General features: G+C 68.7%; 18 protein-coding genes. 9 read left to right on the forward strand and 9 right to left on the reverse strand.

Annotation, left to right across the window (positions count from 1 at the left end; genetic code table 11):
- The first annotated feature begins 5 nt into the window (after positions 1-5).
- Positions 6-4,097 (forward strand): DUF8189 domain-containing protein, encoded by a 4,092-nt coding sequence (locus SLUN_RS01580; RefSeq protein WP_108146827.1) that lies wholly within the window; start codon positions 6-8, stop codon positions 4,095-4,097.
- Here the strand turns inward: SLUN_RS01580 and SLUN_RS01585 are convergent.
- Positions 4,087-4,383, reverse strand: coding sequence for a hypothetical protein (locus SLUN_RS01585; protein ID WP_108146828.1), 297 nt, complete (start codon positions 4,381-4,383; stop codon positions 4,087-4,089). The two genes, SLUN_RS01580 and SLUN_RS01585, sit on opposite strands and share 11 nt — an antisense overlap.
- A 165-nt stretch (positions 4,384-4,548) precedes the next feature.
- On the opposite strand from SLUN_RS01585, the gene SLUN_RS01595 reads away from it, so the two are divergent.
- A complete protein-coding gene (locus SLUN_RS01595) occupies positions 4,549-7,608 on the forward strand; it encodes a hypothetical protein (protein WP_159100138.1) in 3,060 nt (1,019 codons plus the stop codon).
- Positions 7,609-7,788: 180 nt separating this feature from the next.
- On the opposite strand, the gene SLUN_RS01600 is transcribed toward SLUN_RS01595, so the two are convergent.
- The 4 genes from SLUN_RS01600 to SLUN_RS01615 all read right to left on the reverse strand — a co-directional run bounded on the left by SLUN_RS01600 (position 7,789) and on the right by SLUN_RS01615 (position 12,389).
- Entirely contained in the window at positions 7,789-8,238 is a 450-nt protein-coding gene (locus SLUN_RS01600) for an MFS transporter (RefSeq protein WP_108146831.1), read from the reverse strand.
- A gap of 633 nt (positions 8,239-8,871) precedes the next feature.
- The gene (locus SLUN_RS01605) at positions 8,872-9,705 is read right to left on the reverse strand and encodes a transposase family protein (RefSeq protein ID WP_108146832.1); all 834 of its coding nucleotides are present in this window, start codon (positions 9,703-9,705) and stop codon (positions 8,872-8,874) included.
- 47 nt (positions 9,706-9,752) lie between these two features.
- Positions 9,753-10,193, reverse strand: a complete 441-nt coding sequence (locus SLUN_RS01610; RefSeq protein WP_108146833.1) for a hypothetical protein — start codon at positions 10,191-10,193, stop codon at positions 9,753-9,755.
- 225 nt (positions 10,194-10,418) lie between these two features.
- Positions 10,419-12,389 carry an NACHT domain-containing protein gene (locus SLUN_RS01615; RefSeq protein ID WP_108146834.1) on the reverse strand — a complete coding sequence of 657 codons (1,971 nt, stop codon included), beginning with the start codon at positions 12,387-12,389 and terminating at the stop codon, positions 10,419-10,421.
- Positions 12,390-12,544: 155 nt separating this feature from the next.
- Between SLUN_RS01615 and SLUN_RS01620 the strand changes: the two genes are divergently transcribed.
- A protein-coding gene (locus SLUN_RS01620; protein ID WP_254710415.1) for an IS3 family transposase occupies positions 12,545-13,797 on the forward strand; the annotation gives its coding sequence in 2 pieces (ribosomal slippage) (positions 12,545-12,827 and positions 12,827-13,797; 1,254 coding nt in all).
- A gap of 85 nt (positions 13,798-13,882) precedes the next feature.
- Here the strand turns inward: SLUN_RS01620 and SLUN_RS01625 are convergent.
- Positions 13,883-14,575 carry a hypothetical protein gene (locus tag SLUN_RS01625; protein ID WP_108146835.1) on the reverse strand — a complete coding sequence of 231 codons (693 nt, stop codon included), beginning with the start codon at positions 14,573-14,575 and terminating at the stop codon, positions 13,883-13,885.
- Positions 14,576-14,807: 232 nt separating this feature from the next.
- Between SLUN_RS01625 and SLUN_RS01630 the strand changes: the two genes are divergently transcribed.
- The 5 genes from SLUN_RS01630 to SLUN_RS01645 all read left to right on the forward strand — a co-directional run bounded on the left by SLUN_RS01630 (position 14,808) and on the right by SLUN_RS01645 (position 19,837).
- Positions 14,808-16,718, forward strand: a complete 1,911-nt coding sequence (locus tag SLUN_RS01630; RefSeq protein WP_257153621.1) for a sensor histidine kinase — start codon at positions 14,808-14,810, stop codon at positions 16,716-16,718.
- Entirely contained in the window at positions 16,715-17,398 is a 684-nt protein-coding gene (locus SLUN_RS01635; RefSeq protein ID WP_257153622.1) for a response regulator, read from the forward strand. Before SLUN_RS01630 ends, SLUN_RS01635 begins: the two co-directional genes overlap by 4 nt.
- Positions 17,399-17,459: 61 nt before the next feature.
- The gene (locus SLUN_RS01640) at positions 17,460-18,995 is read left to right on the forward strand and encodes an ISL3 family transposase (protein WP_108146837.1); all 1,536 of its coding nucleotides are present in this window, start codon (positions 17,460-17,462) and stop codon (positions 18,993-18,995) included.
- A gap of 95 nt (positions 18,996-19,090) precedes the next feature.
- Positions 19,091-19,336 carry a DUF8825 domain-containing protein gene (locus SLUN_RS39215; RefSeq protein ID WP_159100139.1) on the forward strand — a complete coding sequence of 82 codons (246 nt, stop codon included), beginning with the start codon at positions 19,091-19,093 and terminating at the stop codon, positions 19,334-19,336.
- Between the two features lie 237 nt (positions 19,337-19,573).
- A complete protein-coding gene (locus tag SLUN_RS01645) occupies positions 19,574-19,837 on the forward strand; it encodes a hypothetical protein (protein WP_108146838.1) in 264 nt (87 codons plus the stop codon).
- Between the two features lie 70 nt (positions 19,838-19,907).
- Here SLUN_RS01645 and SLUN_RS01650 read toward each other — a convergent pair whose 3' ends face one another.
- The 3 genes from SLUN_RS01650 to SLUN_RS01660 form a co-directional block, all read right to left on the reverse strand.
- The gene (locus tag SLUN_RS01650; protein ID WP_257153623.1) at positions 19,908-20,729 is read right to left on the reverse strand and encodes a transporter substrate-binding domain-containing protein; all 822 of its coding nucleotides are present in this window, start codon (positions 20,727-20,729) and stop codon (positions 19,908-19,910) included.
- Positions 20,730-20,827: 98 nt separating this feature from the next.
- Positions 20,828-21,568, reverse strand: a complete 741-nt coding sequence (locus tag SLUN_RS01655; RefSeq protein ID WP_108146840.1) for a hypothetical protein — start codon at positions 21,566-21,568, stop codon at positions 20,828-20,830.
- Positions 21,565-22,044, reverse strand: coding sequence for a hypothetical protein (locus SLUN_RS01660; RefSeq protein WP_159100140.1), 480 nt, complete (start codon positions 22,042-22,044; stop codon positions 21,565-21,567). The genes SLUN_RS01655 and SLUN_RS01660 overlap by 4 nt, the downstream gene beginning before the upstream one ends.
- Before the next feature lie 363 nt (positions 22,045-22,407).
- On the opposite strand from SLUN_RS01660, the gene SLUN_RS39220 reads away from it, so the two are divergent.
- Positions 22,408-22,557 carry a hypothetical protein gene (locus SLUN_RS39220; RefSeq protein ID WP_159100141.1) on the forward strand — a complete coding sequence of 50 codons (150 nt, stop codon included), beginning with the start codon at positions 22,408-22,410 and terminating at the stop codon, positions 22,555-22,557.
- The last annotated feature ends 78 nt before the right edge of the window (positions 22,558-22,635 follow it).

Here is a 22,635-nt window from a genome sequence, read left to right on the forward strand (position 1 = left end):
CCGGCATGAGTGAGGAATGGATCGCCTCCGCTCCCGCGATGGTGGCGACGGATCCCGAACACCTGGATCTCTTCGTCCGGGCCCCGGACGACACACTCGAGCGCTGGTTCTGTCAGCCCTCCGGGGGAGGACTCCAGTGGTTGCGGGGCGAGATCCCGAAAGGTTCCCTGATCTCAGGCCCCTCGGCCGTCGTGTCCTCCCGCTTCCGGTATGACGTCTTCGGCCGGGGCGCGGACCGATCACTCCAGTGGTGGCGGACGGGCACCTCGACGGGGACTCCCGAGCACTACTCGCTGACCGCCGCGCAGTGGTTGTCATTCTCGCCCGTGGCCGCGCTGACGGCCCCGGAGCCGACGACGAGCGACCGGTTGCACGTCCTGTCCCTCAGCGTGGACGGACCGCTGAGACACTGGCGGGCAAACCCGCACTCACCACTGTGGAACCCTCCAGAGAACATCGGCCGGTACACATCCGACCCGGCGGCTCTGTCGCGCGGACCGGGTTGGCTGGATGTGTTCGCCAGAGGGGATGACAACCATCTGCACCACCTGCAGTGGAGCGATCGCGGATGGGGCTCCTCCGGGTCTGGGTGGTCCCACGCCGAGGATCTGGGCGGTGACCTGGCCTCGAAACCGGCTGCTGTGTCCTGGGCCGCGGACCGGCTGGACGTGTTCGCGCGGGAGGCTGGTGGGGAGCTGCGCCACTGGGGCTGGAACGGCCGCCGCCGCCAATGGTTCGGCCCCGAGCCGCCCCCGGGCCTGGAAGTGGCCCTGGCCTCGGACCCGGTGGTCCTGTCGCGGGGACCGGACGAGATCGACCTGTTCGCGCGGACCACGCAGAACGTGCTTCAGCACTGGCGGTGGGACGCCGGGAACAGGATGTGGCTGGGGCCGAAGGTTCTCGGGGACGGCCTGGCTTCCGACCCCACGGCGGCTTCACGTGGGCCTCGTCTTCTCGATGTGTGCGCCCGGCTCAAGGACGGCTCGTTGCGGCACTGGCACTGGGACGGGGCGGACTGGCACCAGCTGGAGATCGTCGAACCCACAGTCCAGCCGCCACCTTCCCGGTGGAACGCCGTACCGTCCGACGCCCCGTATCTGATGGTGCGCGGCTCCGATCTGCTGTGCCTGGGGGTCCGATGGACAGGCTTCACACTCGTGGAGGAGCCGGGTCTTGGGGGCCCGCCCGCGCTGGAGCCGCTGCCCGGGCAGTCGCCGAAGATCACGCTCACCTTCCCTCCCCAGCACACCGTCGAGGAGACGGCAGCGGCCGACGGCCCTCTCGCGTCGTCTCTCGACCCGGCAACGACCTCCGGCTTCGACGTGTGGCCGGCACGACTGGCCGGACCGAGCCAGGTCGCCTTCACACTGCCCACCACCGCCCCTCCCTCCCCACCGCCCCGGATCCCCCTCACCATCGAGGGGCTCCTCTCCGCGCTGAACGCGGGCCAGGTGCTGTCGGCTGAGCAGCAGCGCGCGGACCGCACGGCAATCGAGATGCCCTGGCGGTTGATCGTCGCGCCGGAGAGCCGGTCGGGGACGGGGCACATCGCCAGCGACCATCCGGCGCTCCCCGTTGCCTCCAGGTCCGGCGAGGTCGGTCTCTGGAGGGCACGGCTGCAGTCCAGTGAGAGGGGCCCAGAAGCCGGCATGGTGGTGCGCGTCCTCGACGCCGGGGACGTCGATCCCTTCCCGGAGCTACCGCTCACCAGGGACGGTCGGCTGACGATCCGTGCACAGCCCGACACCGCTCCCACCGACCGGCTGGAACTCAGCTCGCTGGGCGGATCCCTGGCGGTCAGAGGCTCCTGGAAGAACTTCTCCTGGGACCACGACGCGACCCTCGGACGCGACCTGAAGGTCCGGACCGTACAGAAGGGGGTGCTGTATCCCCTCGGTCACCGGGCGGAGTACGTCGAGGTGACGGAGCGTCGCTTCCACCCGGAGTCCGGCAAGCCGATCGCCGCCCTGCGCAAGCGGAGAATCCTCACCTGCACCGAGCCCGTTCGCGCCGTCGCCCCGGACGACGAGCGACTCGCACGCGCCTTCCCCTTCTCGGAGGTGGAGATCACCAAGTGTGTGTACACCGACCTCAAGGACACCCCGCTAACGCCCTATCCGGTGCCCACCCATGAACTGCCCCGGCTCCAGGACGTTCTTGCGCAGCTGTCACGCGAGGCCAGGCAGTTCCACGACGAGGTGCACGGCGAGATGGGCTACCCGGGCGCCGGTCCCGTGATGGAGGACCTGGCGGCACCGGGCTCGGCGGCCCGCGAGTACCTCCTTCTGTGGGAGGCCATGGCCGTGGTCACGCAGCAGATGGAGGCAGTGAAGGCCGCGGGGACCGACACCTTCGACCTGCCGCTGTACTTCTGGCCGCGCCATGCACGGGACGGGCAGATCGTGCGGTGCCCGGTGCGCTGCGCGGGTGAGAACGGCGATGTGCACTTCGAACTGCCGATGATGTTCGTCGCGGACCACGATCAACCCGAGACCACCCTTCTGGCCGCCTTCAATTCGCTCACCGACCCGGGCGTCGCCGCGGAACTGAAGGAGGAATACGACGCGCAGGCCGCGGGTCTGGTGGGGCTGCCGGGCACGGCGATCGCCCTCGTGGGCGGTCCGGAGCGCAAACCGGCAGACGTCCACGAGGTGTACCGGCTCAACATCGCCGGCGTGCACCAGAGCACAGGCGGATTCTGTCCGGAGCTGTCCGACATCCTCGTCGGCTTCCCCGCGCTGCGAACACTCCTCGGTGACAGCCCGCCCGTGAGCCTGGAGTTCACCGAGGACTACCTCGAGCGGGGCAGCGCGGTGGACGTGGCGCTCAAGACGGCGGCGGGGACTATCGACGCGGACTTCACCACGGCCGCCGACCGGTCTGGGGGGCTCATCTCGCCGGTGATCGAGGCCGACGGCATCTCCCGGACGTTCGGGCCGATCGCCAGCGCCTGTCTGCCCACCCAGCCCGGAGGACCGCTGGACCCGACCCAGCTGTTCGGCGAGGGTGCCACGATCCTCGGATTCGATATTCGCGACCTGATCGACCCCACTGACTTCAAGGAACCGCCCATCATTGTCACGGACCTAACGAGCGGACAGCCTCCCGCGGTGACCATGAAGTGGCAGCACGTCAAGCTGCGCGACCATCCGCCGTTCCACGTCAGTGACAAAGCGCCCGAGAACGTCCGTGCTCCCGTGACGGAACTTTGCCTCGAGATCACGACCTCGCCAACCGGCACCAGGACCAGCTGCACGGTCAACGACTTCTCGCTCCGGCTGCCACCGTCGGGTGAGCCGTTGCTGCACCTGGCGTTCCGCTCGTTGACCTTCATCCAAGAGACCGGCCGTGAACCCCGGCTCGAGGTGAACGGCGTCTCGGCCGAGTTCATGGGTCTCCTGAAACTGCTGAAGGACCTCCAAGAGAAGGTGGCGCTCGGCGACTCCGCTCCGATCGTCACCGTGTCCGACAAGGGCGCCACCGCCCAGTACGCGGTCGCCGTTACCGAGGTGGCGACCGGCGGCTTCCTCCTACGCAACATCGCCTTCCGCGCGGGGGTCAACGTCCCCTTCGACGGCACGCCGGTGTCCGTGACCCTCGGATTCGCCACTCGCGAGAACCCGTTCAACCTCAGCGTCCTACTGTTCGGTGGCGGCGGCTACATCGACGTCAGAATCGACAAGGACGGACTGCAGCGCTTGGAGGCGTCACTGGAGTTCGGCGCGGCGTTCGCCGTCGACTTCATCGTGGCCACCGGCGAAGTGCACGCCCTCGGTGGTGTCCGCTACGCCATGGAGCGGGGTCAGAACGGGACCCTGGTGAGCCTGACGGGCTTCATCAGGATCGGCGGCAGCGTCGAGGTTCTCGGCCTGGTGTCGGTGTCGATCGAGCTCCGCGTGACGCTCACCTACAACCCCGACCGCAACCAGATGACCGGCCGCGCGACTCTCGTGATCGAGATCGATCTGATCCTGTACTCCGACTCCGTGGAGATCGACAGCGGCGAATGGGTCCTGGCCGGGAAGGAGGGCGCCCCGGCACTGGACGACTCCGGTCTCACGGCCTGGATCGACTACAGGAAGGCGTTCACACCATGAGTGAGTCGGAAGGCACACTGCTCTGGGTAGCGGTGCCGGGCGGCAGGGTCTCCGGCGACAGCGCCGTCCTGCGCGCACTCATCGTGCCGCGGCTCCGGACGGCCGGGCTGGTGGCCGATTCCGTCATGCGCAGATGGCCGGACCAACTCGCCGGCGCCGACATCGAGGTGACGTTGCGCAGCGAGGCCCGTCCCACTCCCCGCCCGGTGAGCGGCGAACTGCACCATGAAGCCGACCCCGAGGTGTGGGAGTCGTTCTTCGGCACCGAGACGGACATGAAGGTCACGCCGTACCACGCACCGGATTCCTACGACTACCGGCACGTCGAACACACCGCCGCGCAGGCGAAGCTCGTCACGGAAACGTACACCGAAGCGGCGAAGAAGGTCGCCCTCCACGGCTCCAAGGCGGCCACGGCGCAGAGTGCCATCCGGAAGAAGCTCCGCGAGACGTGGCTCGACGACGACCCCGGCGCGCCCACCACCCCCACCACGACCGCCCGCCACAGCCAGCTCCCAACAGGAGCGGTGTCCCGGACTTCCACCGCGCGGTGTCGTTCCTCCGGGAGCACCCGGCGGTCCTCCGCTCCCTGGGCCTCATCTTCGATGTCCGTCTGCCCGCGGCCGAACTCGACCCGCAAGGATCCGTCCAGGTGCTCTGGAGGGGCAGCGACCTTGTCGAATCGCCTTGGACGCGCTACGAGCTCGACGGCACCGACTTCCTGCCCGCCTCCACCGAGCGCATCCGGAGCGGCATGGTCGACCTCGGCGCAACGGTGCAGGTGGAGACGGCAAGGGGCGTGGAAGAGGCCCGGTGGGAAACGGCCAACTTCGATGTCGACAGCGCCGTGGGAAGACTGCGCGACACCGCTCGCGGCCTGTCGGCGGACGAAGACGAACCCGTCACGCTCCCGGCGCTGCGTTCGACCGGGCCCATGCTCCTGCGGCACGGCCGCGAGCACGACCTGACCGCCCGCCACCGGGCTGCCGAGGCGATGGCTACCCTGGACGGGATGGCGGACGCCGAGCTGACCGCCGACGACCTCGTCCTCGGCTATCGCATCGACGTCCAGTGCAGCAGCGGCGGCTGGATGTCGCTCGCCCGGCGGCTGGCCACCTACTTCGTTGGAGGAGAGGCCATCGGTGTGCCGAACCGGGCGGAAGAGGGCCAGATCAAGCCGCACGCGATGCGGCGCGACACAAAGGGCGGAGCGTTGCTGGGCGATGAGGTCGTCGCCTGCTGGGACGGCTGGAGCCATGTCCTCCCGCGCCCGTCCCTGCTGGCCGCGAACGCCAACGGCGCCGCGGCCAACCCCTTGATCCGCCTGCCCTACGAGATCCGCTGGACGTTCCTGCGGGACGGGATCCTCCCCGAACTGCGCTTCGGCAGGGCCTACCAGCTCCGAGCCCGGATCGCCGATGTGACGGGGGGCGGCCTGCGCCTGAACGAGCCCGTCGCCGACACCTGCGCGAGCCTCCTCGTCCCGTACCGCCGGCACGAACCACTGCCCCCGCCGCAACTGGCCCTCACTACAGGCCCGTTGACACCCCAGGTGAAGCTGGGCCCCGGTGGCACACCCACGCAACTCGTCATCCGAAGCGACCGCGGCCTCACCGCCGCCCAGTTCGCCGAACGGCATCCACACTACGAGGACAACGACAGCAGGGTCCTGCTCCCGCCGCCCACCTCCCGCGAGCTGGCGGAACAGCACGGCGTCCTCGACGGCGCCGACGCGCGGACCTGGGAGCTCGTGCGGCGGGTTGTGGTCCCCTCGGACGACGCGTTCTTGCCCGACCCGACGGCGGACGGCGTGACCTTCTGTCTCTTGAGGAGTCCCGGCGACACCCAGCCACTGGCCGACCGACGGCCGTGGGGCGGGCAGTGGCCCGATCTCACGGCTAAACTCCTCGTGCTGGGCGAGCGACCCGGTCCGGCCATCGGCTGGGAGCCGGCGGGCCTGTGGGGCCCGGACGACCGCGTGGTCTTCCGGCTGGCACCGGCCGAGCAGGTCACAGTCGAGATCTCCTCGAACCTCGACTCCTCCTACGCGAACCACTTCGTGATCAGAGAGTGGGCACCACCCGATCAGGACGGGGGCGACCCGGCCCTCGGCGGGCGCCACCCAATGGTCACCCCACCGGTGGTCGTCACCCTCGTCCATGCCGTGCGCCGCCCCAGGAAGGACCCGGACGGACAGCTCGTCGCCGTTCGCGAGCGCGGGGAGACCTTCGCCACCCTGCGACCGGTCGACCCTCTCAACCCTCTCCTCAGCGTCGATCCGGCCAGTACGATCCAGCTCGATCTCGTCGCCGGCTGGGACGAATGGCACGACGACGGCGTCGGGAACCCGACGTCGTTCGCCCGCCCGGCGTCCGCCGCTCTCCCTCCGGCTCACCTGGAGCGCGACGCGACCCACCTCCCTCCACTGCGGCAGGAGTTCGGCGACACACGTCGTCGCACGATCACCTACACGGCGACGGCGGTGAGCCGGTTCCGGCAGTTCTTCGACGATGCGGACCCCGAGGCGTTCCTCGCCGAGAAGCCGCTCGGCCCCGTGACCGTGCGGAGTTCGGCCCGCCCCGCGCCGCCGGCGGTACTGTCCACGACACCGTCCTTCCGCTGGGAAGGGCTCGCAGTGCCGACGGGGTGGGAGTCCTTGCACCGCACCCGTTCGGGCGGTCGGCTGCGCGTCGAGCTGGCTCGTCCCTGGTACACGACAGGTGAGGGGGAGCAGCTGGCCGTGGTGGTGTGGCCGGGCGACCCTCCCGGGGACGTGCCCGAGGCGGCGCACCCCTTCGTGTCGCGACTGAACCGCGACCCGATCTGGGCGACTCCGGCTCCGGTCGTCGCCCTGAAGGCGTCCGCGCTGTCGGGCTTCTCCGGTCCTCGTCCTCGCTCGGTGTCCCTGCCGGAGTTGGGGCGGGAGGTGATCGCCGTGCCGTACGAGGTGTGGTTCAACGACGGCCGCTGGTACGCCGACATCGACCTCTCCGCGGCAGCCGCCTCCTCCTACCGTCCCTTCGCGCAACTCGCCCTCGGCCGATACCAGCCCGAGAGCCTGCCTGATCTGGGCCTGGAGCTCTCGCCCGTCGTCCTCACCGAGATGGTGCAGCCGCTGCCGGACCGCGCGCTGACGGTCGAGCGGGGTTCGGGGGAGCTGCGCGTCCTGCTCGAGGGGACGGGCCCGCTCGGTCCCCTGCCCAACCGGGTGCACGCGTCGGTGGAGACCTGCGCGGTGCCGACTGGCGCGAACGCCTCCGAGGTCGATCTCACGCTCTGCGGTGAGCCTGCGGAGGGCGTGAGGGCATGGACCCGCGTACCGGGCCTGGCTGTCTCCGGTGGGCTCGGCTCTCCGCTGCACTCTCTCCCGCTGCCTTTGGGCACGGGTCCGTTCCGTCTCGTCGTCCGCGAGACAGAGCGGTACCCTGCCTCGCCGGATGCCCCTCCGTCGGCCGAAGGGGTCCCGGAACTTATGGAGCGGAGCGTCTTCATCGATGCCGTTCCCCTGTGACCCGCCACTGCGCCCGACCCCATGCCCCAGTTCATCGTCCCCTCCCCCGTTCGCGGCTGACGGACGGCCGCAGACCGATCCGGGCCACCGCCTCCGGCAGGTCCCGTACCCCCAAGAGCCCTTCCTCTGGCAGCGTCCCCCACCGCCCCGGATCCGGTACTCGCACCATATGCCACGTGCTCAACTGCCCCCTGAAGCTTGAACACGCTGAATCATCAGGGAAGCTTCCAGGGGTGAGGTACACAGTCCTGCCACCACGACGAGGGCGGTGGCCAGGGCGGCCTGGTCCGCGACGGCGACGGCGGACAGGACGAGCAGGCTCGTGGCGTTGATGAGCACAGCCGGACCGGAGACCCGAATCTGTCCCAAGCGGTCCATGAGGCGGCCTTTGACCGGCTGGGAGAGTGCCGAGGCCAGCACGTACAGCGCGCTGAGCGCACCGGCGAAGGACAGCGACCCGCCGCTCTGGGTGCCCGCGAGGGCGAGTGCGACCGGCGCCATGGCGTTGGGCAGCCGGCCGAGCAGGGTGCCCGTGAGGAGGCGGGTGACATGCGGGCTGGCCAGTACGGCGCCGGGGGTCAGCGAGGGATCTGCGGTGGCAGGGCGGGCGTTGAGGGTCAGCGGGGGCAACGGTGGGGCTCCAGACAGGTCACGGGCGGTCGCTGTGGTGGGACGTACTGGGCACAAGCGGTCCCGCGGCCCCTGCGGCAGGAGGTGCAGGGCAGCCCGCTGCACCGTCATGCTTCGGGGCCCGGCTCGCGACAAACCGGCGGCAGCGGCTCGAGCACGAACTTGCCGGCGTACGAGGGTCGCCGTCGGGCGGCAGCCGGCCGGCTGCCTTGTAGGCCGAGCGGAGCTGGTGCGCGGCCTGCGCGTAGCTGTCGCGGTCGGTGTCGAACGTGATCCTCATCGGCGGTGCCCCGGGGCGGTCACAGAGTTTCCATGGGGAGGACGAACTCCTTGGCTCGAGGCGGGGTTTCGGAAGGAGGGTCCGGACACGGCAGCGCCCGCCCGAACTGGATGGATAGAGGGGCCCGGGCGGGCGCTGGGGAGGGTGCGCCGTGCCGTTACGGACGCGCCGAGAGGTCCTCGCCCGGACGGGCGGACACGAACGGGCGGGCCGAGGCGAGCGGACGGGACTCGAGCGGGCGCAGGTTCATTGAGCGTTGTTCAACCTGAATTCGCTGGTCCTGGGGCTGGCGTGGGCGAGGGCTGGGGTCCTCGTGCCGTTCGTGGGCGTGATCGGTAGCAGGTGATCATCCGTCAACGCTGGATCTGGGCGTTGGTCAGCACGAGGAGGGCCCGCAGGAGCGTGGTCGCGTGGCGGGCGTTCATGCGGACCTTGGTGAGGATCCGCCAGTTCTTAAGGTCTGCGAAGCCGTGCTCGTTCACCGCTCGCTCGCGGCTGACCAGCCGGTTGGCCTCCTTCTGGGCGGCGGTGAGGGGATGGCCGCGGGTCGCCTTGCGGCCGGTGACGATCACCGGGTCGTCGGGGTCGTCGTCCAGGCCGACGAAGCCGAGGTCCGCCAGCGCCCCGAGGCCGGCCTCCCGCAGGTGGATGGTGATCTTGTTGTGGCGGGCAATGGTGATCTCCGAGGAGCGCCCCGGCTTCGCCGCCGAGATCCACACCAAGTTGCCCTTCTCGTCGGTCAGGGCGAGGAACAGCAGGCCGTGGGTCTTGTGCTTCCCGCTGAAGTTCGGCCGGTTGGCATCCCCGGTGCGTCGGCGAGTACGGACGAGAGTGCCGTCGAGCAACACAACGACGCCACCCTTCCGGGCGATTTTCTTCAGGGCGCGGTCCAGGCGCGGGGCCCGCGCGGCGAGCAGGCCGGTCACTTCGAGCAGCCAGCGGCGCACGGTGGAAGCGGAGATGCCGTGGCCGCCGGCCATGTCGGAAAGCCGCTGGCCGTGGCGGAGGACGGCCAGGACGATCAGGGCGATGCGGCCGGGCGGGAGCTTGCGCCAGCGGATCTTCTTCAGGTGGCCGCGGACCAGGCCGGAGACCAGGTCGAGGGTGGCGCTCGACAGCGGCAGGCGGCACTGGTAGACAAGCCCTTCAGCTCGGCGGGGCGGTTGTTCCTTCGCATGGACACCCAACTCCCGTCGGGGGCCTGCGCGTTACGCCGAAATCAGGCCGCCGCCGGTCAGGCGGACGACTGCGGCAGGGCGGTGAAGCGGCCGGCGGGGGTGCGGTGCAGCCAGCCCCGGTCCGCCAGGCGCCTGAGCTTGTCGCGTACCGGTTCCACCTGCCCGGGCTGGGTGCCCCTGCCGAGCTGGACGCTGACGTCCTTGGCCGGGACCGGTTCCGATGCCTCGGTCACCATCTTCATGATCGCCTGGTAGTCGGCGGGTAGCGCGCTCCCTTCCACGCCCTGCTCGCGGTGCGGGACCAGCAGCATCCCGCCCGCACCCGGAGTCGTTGTCACCTGCTCCAACTCCTCAGCCGCGGCCGGGTCGTCGGCCTGCCCGCTCCGCTCGGCCTCGATGAACTGCCCGATCACCACCTCGGCGGCTTCCAGCCGGGCCACCTCGGCATCGATCTCGGCGAGCTCCTTGCGCAGCCGTTCGGCGCGATCGGCCAGCAAGACCCCTCCGCTGCATCACCCAGACCAGCACATCCGCCACCAGCAGCCCCTCCCACCCGGCTCTCCTCGGAGCCTACGAGGCACTCCGGATCCGGCACCGCAATTCCGGCGAACCGGCAATGCGCCGGATGATCACCTGCTACCGATCACGCCCACGACCGGCACGAGGACCCCAGCCCTCGCCCACGCCAGCCCCATGACCAGCGAATTCAGGTTGAACAACGCTCATTGGTGGGGCGGCGCTGGAGGCCGGCTCGCCGCGGCCAGGCTGTCCTGTAGACGTGCGTGGCGGAATTGGTAGGTCGCGCCTGCCTGCCGCAGCACTCCTCGCCGGTGAGCATCGTCCAGAAATCTCATCAGCCGCCACGGCAGTCGCCCCCGCAGTGCCAGCCACGAGCGGGTGAGTAGGAACCACCCCCAGGCACTGGCTGCAAGGCCCGTCTGAAACCTCCCCACGAACCTGCCGGCCAGCCCGACGGCGAACCCGCCGCCGAGACCGGCTGCAATCCCCCAAGCGAGTCCGACGGGAAGCCCGAACCCCGGCGGCCCAGTCACGAGCCCGGCCACAAGCCCGGCCCCGAGAGTTTCCACGGCAATACGGAAAGTGCTGAGTACCCTGTCGCTCCGAAGGGCATAGCCAGGGCTCGGTGAACGGATCGTATCGGTTGGAGTGTTCACCCATGCCATGATTCCGAAGCCGATCCCGACTCCCAGGCCCGCTCCGAACCCGACCTTCAGCACCATCTCGAGGCTCGCGGGGAATCCGGCTCCCAGCCAGGCCGCTGAGCCGAAGGTGAGGAGAGCTCCTGATCCCGTTGTAATCCCAACTGCTAGTCCGAGAAGCAGTTTCCTGCCGAAGAGCCGTGATCGGCCTCGTATCCGAAGGTTGACATGCCCCGGGTGAGACGGCGGCACAGCTACCAGACCGGCGCTGAACCCGCCCGCCAGCCCGGCTACGACTCCGACCTCAAGCCCGACCCCGATCGCCACGCCGAGGCCAGCAACGAACCCGGTCAGGATCTCGAGCAATACCCCGATGACACGTCTCGTGCCCGGGGCGAGGGCACTGTGCAGTTGCCACCAGACCAGATCGCGGGTAGGGCGACTGTTGTGGTCTCGGGCTATGAAGGCCAACCACTTGTGAGCTAGTTCCGGAGAGTACTGCGGTACGCGCCTGTGGGGACGGCCCGTTGCTGGCGGCAGCGGGCGATGACGGTAGACGGCAGGGACGAAGGCGTTCAGCAGGTGATCTTCAATGGCAGCCCGGCCAGCGAAGCGTTCGCGGGTAAGGAGTTCAGCGGGGTCGGTCGCCGGATCGCTGTAGATTGCCCGTGCCTGCGCCACCATCAAGGGAGACGACAGCGCCGTGGCAAGCGGAGCTGTGGGATGCGCCCGCAGATACGCAAGCACCGGTACCCAACGCGCATCGTCGGCCACTCCGCCGACGGACAGAAAAGCTATCGCCTCCTGCACGCCCACCGGTTCCAGTTCTATCACCGCTGCGGTGGCCAGCACGCCACCGTGGGAGGTAACAGCGGCTTCGTACTCGGCGCTGCGGCAGGTGACGATCAGGGGTCTGCCGGCCGGAACCCGGTCCAAGGCATCAATCGCCGCCGGGTGCAGCCCAGCGGGCATCTCGTCCAGGCCGTCCAGGATCGGCAGGATGTGGCTATCTGTGACCAGTCGATGGGCAGCCCTGGGGCCGAATGCCTCGGCGTTGGAGAGGGCAGGGTAATCCTCCACCACGCGGCGGACCATCCAGGTGTCCAGGTGTTCGTCACGGGGATCCCATGAAGAGAGCGATAGCAGTACCGGCACTGGGCCTCCGTGCGCGCTGCGCTGCTCCAGCAGGCCAAGGGTCAGCAGGATGGCTAGTACGGTCTTGCCCGCTCCAGGGTCGCCGAGCAGGACCAGCCGCCGCTTGGGAAGCTGATTGAAGGCGGTCACGATCTCGTCGACTCCGCCGCGAAGCCGCAGCCGTGACGGGCGTCCGCCCACGACGTCCTCGCCCAGTACCGCGGCCGGGTGGGCGGAGACCGGGCGGCTGGTGGTGGACCAGCGCAAGTGCAGGGGCTGTGGTCGGTGCAGCATCCGTGTGTCTGCCTCGGTGGCCCACTGCCGGTGCATTGTGTGGGCCAGTTCCTCAGCCCCTCGCCGGAGCCGTGCTCCGTCGCCGTCGCCGCTGGCGATCGGCATTGGCTCCTGCTGCCTTCGGGCCTCTACCGCTGCGGCAGCGACTGCTGCCAGGGCAGCAACAGGCCAGGCCAGCCAGAGATAGGGCTGAACCGCTTCCGGTACATTGAACCGCCCCGGTTCGAATGGAGACTCGATTCCGTGTAAGGATCAGAGTCATGGCACGTCCCTCCTCCTATCCCCCTGAGCTGCGCAAGCGCGCGGTGCGCATGGTCGCCGAGGTCCGCGGTGACTATCCGACAGAGTCAGCCGCGATCAACGCGGTGATGGCCAAGCTGGGCATCGGCTCACGCGAGACACTGCGCAAGTGGGTCCGCCAGGACCAGATCGACTCCGGGACCCTGCCGGGGGCGACGAGCGAGGAGTCCGCGCAGATCAAGGCGATGAAGAAGGAGATCGCCGAACTCAAGCGCGCGAATGAGATCTTGAAGGCCGCGGCGAGTTTCTTCGCGGCCGAGCTCGACCGGCCACTGCCTCGCTCGTAACGTTCATCGACGAGCACCGGGACCGCTTCGGCGGCGTCGAGCCGATCTGCCGCACGTTGACCCAGCACGGCTGCAAGATCGCCCCCTCCACCTACTACGCCTGCAAGAAACGACAAGCGACTCCCTCGCCGCGAGCCGTGCGGGACGAGGAACTCAAGGAGCTGATCCAGGAGGTCTACACGTCCAACTACCGCGTCTATGGCGCGAGAAAGGTCTGGCGCGAGCTGAACCGGCAGGGCCATGCTGTGGCCCGCTGCACGATCGAGCGCCTCATGCGTGAGATCGGCATCGCCGGCGCGGTCCGCGGCAAGAAGGTCATCACCACCCTCCCGGACCCGACCGCCGCCAGGGCCCCGGACCGCGTCGACCGCGACTTCGTCGCCCCGGCCCCGAACCGGACCTGGGTCGCCGACTTCACCCACGTGGCCGCCTGGGCCGGCGTCGTCTATGTCGCCTTCGTCGTGGACACCTTCTCCCGTCGCATCGTCGGCTGGTCCGCCTCGCTGTCGAAAGAGACCCAACTCGTCCTGGACGCCCTGGACATGGGTCTGTGGCAGCGCGATCGCGAGGGCCGCCCACCGGCGCCTGGCCAGCTGATTCATCACTCCGACGCGGGTTCTCAATACACGTCATTCCGGCTGGCCGAACACCTGGACGCGGCCCAGATCGCGGCCTCCATCGGCTCGGTCGGCGACGCGTACGACAACGCGCTCATGGAGTCGACGATCGGCCTGTTCAAGACAGAAGTCATCAAGCCCCAGCGGCCGTGGAAGACGCTCTCACACGTCGAGCTCGCCACCGCCGAGTGGGTCGACTGGTACAACCACCGCCGACTCCACGGTGAGATAGGGCACATCCCGCCCGTCGAATACGAAGCCAACTACTACCGAGCAACCACGAAACCCCAGCTCACAGCCACCAACTGAGATCTCCACCGAACCCGGGGCGGTTCACCACAGCCCTAGTACTTGAGGGCGGCTCGCCGACAGCGAGCCGCCCGTCGCTGACGTGTCACCTGACGATTGCGCTGCGGCCCAGCGCCAGTCCCAGGAAGGCGACCAGCATCCACACCGGTCCCACGACTCCCTGGAACCCGGGAAGCCCGGTAATACCGGCGAACAGGACGACCGCCAGCACCGGCACCAGACTGACCCAGCCGATCCAGCGCGAGACCGTCCGCTCGCGTAGCGCCATCCAAGCCACCGCACCCGCCGCGACCACGACTCCAAGCCAGCCGATGAAGCCGCCGAAGTCGTTGAGCATGTAGTAGACGAACAGGCCGTCCTCGCCGAACGATTTCTTGTCCATCCCGGTCGGCAGATAGATCGCCATGGCGCCCTTCCAGCCGTACCCGTATGTCAGGCCGGCGGCGGAGGCCGTCAGCGCGCCGCTGACCACGTACGCGGCGGTGCTGCCGGGTACCCGTGGCTCGACCTGGCGCCGCCATGCCGCGGCCAGTACGAGCAACAGGACAACTGTCGCGAATCCCGTAACGAGACCGAGGTGCGCGATGCCGCGCGACACTTCGTCGGTGATCGTCGCGTCGACGAACTCCCGCTGTTGTGTGCCGCTGCGGACGTCGGCAAAGAGCGTGGCGATGGCTCCCAGCAGGCCCGCCCCCACCCCGTACAAGGGCCACTTCGGCCTTACGCCGCCGTCCTGATGCGCTGTGCTGCCGGTTGCCGTCGGATCGATTGTGGTCATTGCCATCAACTCCTGGTCTCCGCGAGCTGTTTGCGTGCCCTACTGTCAGCTCGGCCGTGTCCCGGGTACCAGGGACGCCCGTCCCAGTCGGCCGGGAATTTCGTCCCGGATCGCTGCACTACGGCCTGGACTGCGGGAGCATGTCCCTATGGACCGGGGGGATCGGGTACTGCGGCGCACTGCCTACGCCATTGCGGGCACTGGTGCCGCGGGCTGTGCCGCGACTGTGCCTGTGCATGACTGGCTGGCCGGACGCATCACGGTTACGCCCCTGTATTGGAGTGACCTCGTGCTCGGCACGGCATGGCCGCTGGTGGGCGCCGTCGCCGCCCGGACCCGGCCGCGCAATGCGGTGTGCTGGCTGATGCTTCTGCCCGCCATGATCGGCCCCTACCACCTGCTCGCCTATTACGCGGGCTACAGCAGTCTCGTCGCCTCCGCCCCGCTGCCTGGCTGGCAGGTGGGCGCCTGGATTGGCTGCTGGGGGTTTGCCGGCTACTGGTTCGCGACCCCGCTGGTACCGCTACTCTTCCCGCATGGCCGCCTGGGTACCCGGCCCCGTCGGGCGTGCGCGTGGGTTATCACGGCCATCGCGGCTGTCGGCACGCTCGCCACCATGCTGCGCCCCAGCGGCACCGATCCCGTCCCCGGTGTCCCCAACCCCCTCGGCCTCGCGGGCTGGGAGTGGCTGCACACGGTGATGTTCTGGTGTGCCGTCACCACCATGCTTGGCGGCACTTGCGTCGCCGCCGTGTTCCTCTTCCTGCGCACCCGCTCCGCCACCAGCACGGAACGCGCCCAACTGCAATGGCTGATGCTGGGCGGACTGGTGATGGCCCTCTCATTCCTCGGGACGACGTTGACTGACCTCCAGAAACCACCCCTGATCGGTGATCTGCTGATGATGCTGGGGCTGCTTGGCCCGCCCGTCGGCATCGCGATCGCCATGCTGCGGCACCGATTGTTCGACGTGGAGGCTGTCCTCGGTCGCGCCATCGTTTTCACTGTTCTCAGCGGTATCGTCCTGGGTGTATACGCTGCAGTCGTCGCCGGGGCAGGCCTGCTCGCACCCGGCTCACTCGTCGGCACCGCCACCATCGCCGTCACCGCGCTGCTCGCGGCAAACGGTCGCGGCGCTGTCCAAGCAGCCGTGGACCGGTTGCTGTTCGGCCACCGTCACGACCCGTACGCCGTCGTCGCCCGCGTCGGTCGTCATATCGCCCCGGCATCCGAACCGGCAGAAGCCATGCAGCGCCTCGTCGACGCCCTGCGCCAAGCGCTGGCACTGCCGTACACGGCCTTCGACAGCCCCGCGGTAGGGGCGGCCTCCGGCACTCCCGTACCGGGCGCGGGCTGGCGGACCGTTCGATGCTTGGCGCTCGGCCGCGAGGTCGGCGAACTCCGTATCGGTCGGCGGCGCTCCGGCGAGCCGTGGACCGTCCAGGAGCAGGGCGCAGTCGAGGAGGTCGCCGACCGCGCCGGAACCCTTGCCTACGCCGCTGCCCTAGTGGAGGACGTCGCACGCAGCCGGGCCCGTATCCTGTCGGTGCGCGAGGAGGAACGCCGGCGCCTGCGCGCCGACCTCCACGACGGCATCGGCCCATCCTTAGCCGGAACCGCCCACCAGCTGGACGCCCTCGCCCGGCGTGCCCACGATCCCGACCTCGCAGCCTCCATCACAACGCTCCGGGACCGGCTCCGCTCCACAGTCGGTGACCTGCGCACCGTGGTCCAGGGGCTGCGGCCCGCCGTTCTCGACCAACTCGGCCTGCCGGGCGCCCTGCGCGAACTCCTTGCCGGATACGACACACCCTCATGCCACTGCGATATTGACGCTGCCTGCCGCGGCCTTCCAGCAGCCGTCGAAGTCGCTGCGTACGCGATAGCTGCCGAGGCAGTTGCCAACGCGGTGAAACACAGCGCTGCCAGCCGCCTCGACCTCACGGCTCACCTGGATGGCAGGGACCTCGCGCTCGCGATCCGAGACAACGGCTGCGGCATCGCGCCGCGACACAAAGCGGGCGTCGGATTCCGCAGCATGAGCGAACGCGCCGCAGAGATCGGGGGTCGCTTGGAGATCACCGCAGACCCAGGAGGCGGCACCCTGGTGCGCGCCATTCTTCCGGCAGGTGATCCGCAGTGAAGGGGCCGATCACCGTCCTCCTCGTCGACGATCATCCTGTCTTCCGGGCCGGGATGACCACCGTCCTGACCGACCTTCCCGATGTAACAGTCATTGGCGAAGCCGCCGACGGCGCCGAGGCCATCGCCACAACCGCCCGGCTGCTACCAACGATTGTCCTGATGGACCTGCGCATGCCCGGCGTCAGTGGTCTGGAAGCCACCGCCCAGATCACCACTGCCCACCCGCAAGTCGCTGTCGTTATCCTGACCATGGACGAAGACGACGACTCGGTCTTCGCCGCACTCCGCGCCGGCGCTCGCGGCTACTTACTGAAGGAAGCAGACGGCACGGACGTCCACCGCGCCCTGCTAGGTGTCGCCCGTGGCGAAGCGGTCTTCGGCCCACGGATCGCCCGGCGCGTCCTCTCCCACTTCGCCACCCCGCCCACCAGCCCTGCCAGGATGCCCTTCCCCCACCTCACCAACCGAGAACGAGAGATCCTCGACCTGCTTTCCCGCGGCCTGGACAACGCATCCATCGCGCGCCGACTGTCCCTGTCCGAGAAGACAATCCGCAATCGCGTCAGTGATGTGCTGACGAAGCTGCGTGCTCGAACCCGCGCGGAGGCAGCAGCCCTGGCCCGGGATGCGGGCCTGGGAAACCCCCAGTTGCAACCCGGCCCAGGACCGGGACTGTAAATCGTTCGGATCTGTCTCACTTTCGGTGGTGACTTAGCGTGCTGGCGGTCGTTGGCATGGCATGCGTGACGTCAACGAGCTTGTGGGCATGGTGTTTTCGGGTCTGGCTCCGCTGGTCATCGAGGACATGGTCGATGAAGGTGAGCGGATTCTGGTGCGGGCACGGACACCACAGGCACCGGTGCCGTGCCCGGGCTGCGGGGCACCGTCCGGCCGTGTGCACGGCTATCACTGGCGGACGGTGGCCGACGTATCGGTGGACGGGCGGCGAGTGGTGGTGCGCGTGAGTGTGCGGCGCCTGGTGTGTCCCACGCGCGGCTGCCGCCACACTTTCCGCGAGCAGGTACCCGGGGTGCTGGAGCGATACCAGCGCCGCACCGCCCGTCTGACCAGGCAAGTCAGGTCCGTGGTGAAGGAGTTAGCGGGCCGGGCGAGTGCGCGTCTGCTGACGGCGCTGTCCATGCGCCTGTCGCGTCACACCGCTCTGCGCACCCTCCTGCGCATTCCGCTGCCCAGATCGCGGGTGCCCCGTGTGATCGGTGTCGATGACTTCGCACTGCGCCGGCGTCACCGCTACGCGACCGTGCTGGTCGACGCCGAGACCCATGAGCGGATCGACGTGTTGCCCGATCGCACGGCCGACACCCTGGAAGCGTGGCTGCGCACCCATCCGGGCGCCGAGATCGTGTGCCGCGACGGCTCGACCACCTACGCCGAAGCCATCCGCCGCGCTCTGCCCGATGCCATTCAGGTCGCCGACCGCTGGCATATTTGGCACAACCTGTGCGAAGCCGCCCTCAGCGAGGTGAAGGCCCACAGCAGTTGCTGGGCCTCGGTGCTGGACACGCCCCTGTACGACGGGCCCCGCGCACGGACCACCCTGGAACGCTGGCAGCAGGTCCACGCCCTTCTCGACAAGGGTGTGGGTCTGCTCGAATGCGCCCGGCGTCTGCAACTGGCCCTCAATACCGTCAAGCGCTACGCCCGGGCCGACCGGCCCGAACGCATGCTCCGTGTCCCCAAGTACCGCACCAGTCTTGTCGATCCCTACCGGGAACACCTGCGCAGGCGCCGGGCCGAAGACCCTGCCGTCCCCGTCCAACACCTCTTCGATGAAATCAAATCCCTCGGGTTCACAGGCTGCCTCAACCTCCTGCACAAGTACATCAACCAGGGCCGCGCGGACGCCGAGCGCAGCCACATCTCGCCCCGCCGCCTCGCCCGAATGCTTCTGAGCAGGCCCGAAGGACTCAAGGCCGAGCAGCAGAACCTCCTGCGTCGTCTCACCGCAGCCTGCCAGGAGATGACCCGGCTCGCTGACCATGTCCGCACCTTCGCATCGTTCCTGGTGCCCAAGTCGGGCAACGCCGCCGCCATCAGCGGCTGGGCCACCGAAGTCCGCGCGGCCGAGCTGCCTCATCTGCATGCCTTCGTCCGCGGCCTCGAACGGGACCACGACGGGGTCGTCGCCGCCCTTACGCTCCCGTTTCATAACGGAGGCACCGAGGGCGTGAACAACAAGACCAAGCTGATCAAGCGGCAAATGTACGGGCGTGCGGGCTTCCAACTCCTCCGCCACCGCATCCTCCTGGGCTGACCTCACCCATCGTTACCACCGAAAGTGAGACAGATCCGTTCGTTTGACAGACCCGGCCATGGGCCGCCGGCTCCCGTGGTCAGTCGAAGCCACCGGTGTGGAGTTCGACCACGAAGACGTACAACCCGCTGGGCGACCGGATCACCGCCTTCCCCGCCTCGCCCGGCTGGACCACGGAGCAGATCGGCCAGTACGCGCGGCTGCGCCGCCGACTGGTGCGGCTGTCGGCCGCGGTCATCACCCATCCGTGGTGGAGCAGCGTGCCGACCGGCGAGCAGGTCGTTGCCGCATGGCGCTCAAGCGGCTGGAAGCGCCGCCGGCGAGCCGGGCATTGCGGATGAGGCGGCGTAGCGGTCATGGACCAAGTCGAGGGCCTGGCCGACGGGGAGCCGCCGTCGGCCAATCCCCGACGCCGCCGATCCGTATCCGCCTCTACGACGACCAGGAGCACACCGGACGGCTCCATCACCGATGGCAGGGCTCGACCGGGTCCTGGTTCTACCGAGTGAGCGTGACTCTCTGGGCCAGCACCCAGCTGGGTGCCCGCGACGTCCCCGAGCCCGCCGACGTCGAGTTCGATGCGCCGCAGACGCACGTCCGCGGTCGACGGCGTCTCCTACCAGGGCGTGCCGCTCACCCGGCACCGGGACGCGATCATCCGCGCCCGCACCGGGCGCCGTCTGCCCGATGCGCCGCCGCAGCACGAGGCCGCACCAGCCGACGCGACGAAGTGGGGCGTGGAGCGGGCGCTGTTTGCGCCGCGCCCCGATGATGTCCGGGCCGGACTCGCCGCGGCGGGAACCCTCCAGCCGTGGTGGCCGCCGCCCGGCCGGCTCGCATGAGGACGGCTCCGCATCCTGACACGACGCCCCGGGCCGCCCGCCGGACCACAGCCCCGGGCGCCCAGAGCCGTCAGGGACTCGCCTTGTCACGGCAGGAACGGGCATCGATGGCATCGGTGCTCGGTTTGTGCTCGTTGATCCGTTCCGGGTCGCCTTCCGCGAGGAGAGGCAAAGAGGTGTCGATGTCCTTGCTCCAAGTGCTGCTGCCCACGTATGTCTTCAGCCACGAGGCGAGCTCGAGGCAGTCCGCGCGGTGCCCCTTCGGTATCCCTATCCCGTAGTACTGCGGCGCTCCCACCTTCAGGTCCGGCACGACGCGCAAGCCGTCCTTGGCATGGTGCTGGGCGAAGCCGTAGAGGATGGTCTGGTCCGTGGACACAGCGGCAACCTGACCGCCGAGGAGAGCTTCGATGCAGTCGGAGGCGTCATCCTTGACCACTGGCTCCCACTCCGACGTGACCCTGCTGTCGTCCACGGTCTTCTGGGACGTGGTCCCGTCCCATGTGCAGACGCGCTTGCCGCGCAGATCGTCCATCGTCTGCACGTCAGCGCCGTCCGGTCCCACAAGGAAGCCCTGCCACGTCTTCAGGTAGGGACCGACGAAATCGATCTCGAGCATGCGCTCCGGCGTAATGGAGAAGGAAGCGATCGTCATGTCGGCGCGCTTCGAGACCAGTTGCGCGACGCGGTCCCGGGACGACACCGGGACCGGGTCACTGAACTCGACGTCCAGCTCTTCTCTGACGTGCTTGAACAGCAGGTAGTCCAGTCCGGAATGGCCGTGGTCGTCAACGTGGGACAGACCGGGCAGGTCGTTGTGCATCGCGACGGTGACTCTCTCCCTGCCGAGGAACTCGGGTTCCGGCTCCGCGGAACACGAGAGCAGTCCCACGAGGGCAACCAGCGAGACGGCGCCCCCTCGCGTGAGACGCGGGGAAAGCGGCCGGATGCGCCTTTGGGGTAACGGAATTCGAGACATGGCCGGCCCTTTCAGTCATGGAGTGCCGCTTCGGCCACGGACACACTCATGCGACACCCGTCCTCGGTCAGCAGGTCGACGTCGACGACAATCCTGTCCCGCAGGCCTCCCAGCGGGAACTCGACCGGCTGTCCACTCGTGACGTCGGCAACGAGGGTGTTCGCGTTATTGGGGAGCTGGACCGCCATCTCGGTGTCAGGAGTGCACGACTGTGCTCCCGGTACGGCGTCCGCGACCGTCAGCACCAGGCGCAACTGGGCGCGCTCCGGGGGCGCGTTCACCACGACGCGCAGCCCTGATCCATTCGTCCCCGTGGCAGGCGAGATGCGCGTGCGGCCCGTGACATCGACCTCGCCGTGATCCGCCAAGTGATCCATTCCGACGATCCCGAGGACCGCCAGCAGCAGCGACCCCCCTGTCATCAGGGCGCGCCACACGGCGGACGAGTCGCGGCTGCCCACACCGATCACCCGGCAAAAGGCCACGACCACTGCGGCACCGATGGCGAAGTACACCCAAAGGAACTGATCCGTCGGCCCGCCCGGAGCGATGATCAGAGCGACCGCGCCCAACGTGATCACCAGGAAGAACGGTGGCCAGTTCCAGCCGCTCCAGCGTTTGACGTTGCCGATGAACTCGGCAGGATCGCCCACGAACACGCTGAGAAAAAGCTTGCCGACCTTGCCGATGGCGGGTGCGCCCTCGCCATGGGACGCGACCTGCACATCGTCACCACGGCGGTCGTCGGTCAACTGCGGGCCTCCCGCTCCGGGCGGGGGTTGTAAGTGAAGTTCGCCGTGTGGACCTTGCCGATCGCGGCCGCGCCCTCGCCGTGGGACGTCACATGGAACGTGTCACCCGAGTGGTACGTCTCGTACGCCCGCTCGATGTGCCGACTGAGGGCCTCGGCGCTCAAGTCGCCTTCCTCTTCCAGCCATTTCCCGACGGCAGCTGCCAGAATCTGCCGGTCCTCGCCCTCGAGACGCTCGATGACCGCGAGCACATCCGTATCCTGCGGCGTCTGCGGCGGGTCGCCGGCTCCCCGGTTCAACAGCCGGGCCAGAAACCTCTGGCCACGATCCACTACGCCGTCCGCAATCCTCGTCTGGGCCGACTCGACCACGGCGCCTGAGAAGGATGCGGCGGCGGTGCTGATGAACGGAGCGATGACAGCAGCAGCTGTCACTAGCTCGGACATCCGTGATCTCCCCTCCTCGATCGCCGCCACCTTACTCAAAAGACTGTCGGACAAGGACGGAATTCGATCGACTCGTCCGGGCGGCACAGGCCGCGGATCAGGTCAAGATCCAGGGCAGGGTGACGAGGAGCGAGGTGATGTCGTCAACCAGCGCCTTGGCCCCCGTCATGGCGTTCTGAGACAGCGTAGGAAGGCGACGTGCACCCAGCCGGCCGCACGCTTCCGCCGACGCCCGACGCCCGACGAATGCGGACGCTCGAATCCTCGCCCCGGTCCTGACGCCGACGCCCAGCGTCGAGGCCGGGACTTTGGGAAAGAGACATCCGATGCAGTTGATCTGGCAAGTGGGCGCGGGTGGGGCTGGTGTCAGCGGGGCGTGGCAGCATCCGCCGCATGACGAAATCAAACGCCGGCCGCGGCCTGGACATGTTCCGGGACGGCGACTTCCCTATCTACACGCTGACCTTCGTGCGCGATCTGCCCCCTGCTGAGTTGCTCACCCGCATGAGGGTCGATCCAACGACCCTCGCACTGCGCGACTGAGGTGCCCCGATGTTTCCGGACAGGGACCCAATAGGGTTGCCCTGAACAGGAAACGAGGATGAAGTGGCGCCACCGAGC

The organism is Streptomyces lunaelactis (assembly GCF_003054555.1).
GTDB classification, from domain to species: Bacteria; Actinomycetota; Actinomycetes; order Streptomycetales; family Streptomycetaceae; genus Streptomyces; species Streptomyces lunaelactis.

What these genes read in the sequence shown, in the direction of transcription:
- SLUN_RS01580 (WP_108146827.1), top strand. Translation starts at nt 6, where the DNA reads ATGAGTGAGGAATGGATCGCCTCCGCTCCCGCGATGGTGGCGACGGAT.
- SLUN_RS01615 (WP_108146834.1), bottom strand. Translation starts at nt 12,389, where the DNA reads ATGCCGATCGCCAGCGGCGACGGCGACGGAGCACGGCTCCGGCGAGGG.
- SLUN_RS01625 (WP_108146835.1), bottom strand. Translation starts at nt 14,575, where the DNA reads ATGACCACAATCGATCCGACGGCAACCGGCAGCACAGCGCATCAGGAC.
- SLUN_RS01640 (WP_108146837.1), top strand. Translation starts at nt 17,460, where the DNA reads ATGCGTGACGTCAACGAGCTTGTGGGCATGGTGTTTTCGGGTCTGGCT.
- SLUN_RS01645 (WP_108146838.1), top strand. Translation starts at nt 19,574, where the DNA reads ATGCGCCGCAGACGCACGTCCGCGGTCGACGGCGTCTCCTACCAGGGC.
- SLUN_RS39220 (WP_159100141.1), top strand. Translation starts at nt 22,408, where the DNA reads ATGACGAAATCAAACGCCGGCCGCGGCCTGGACATGTTCCGGGACGGC.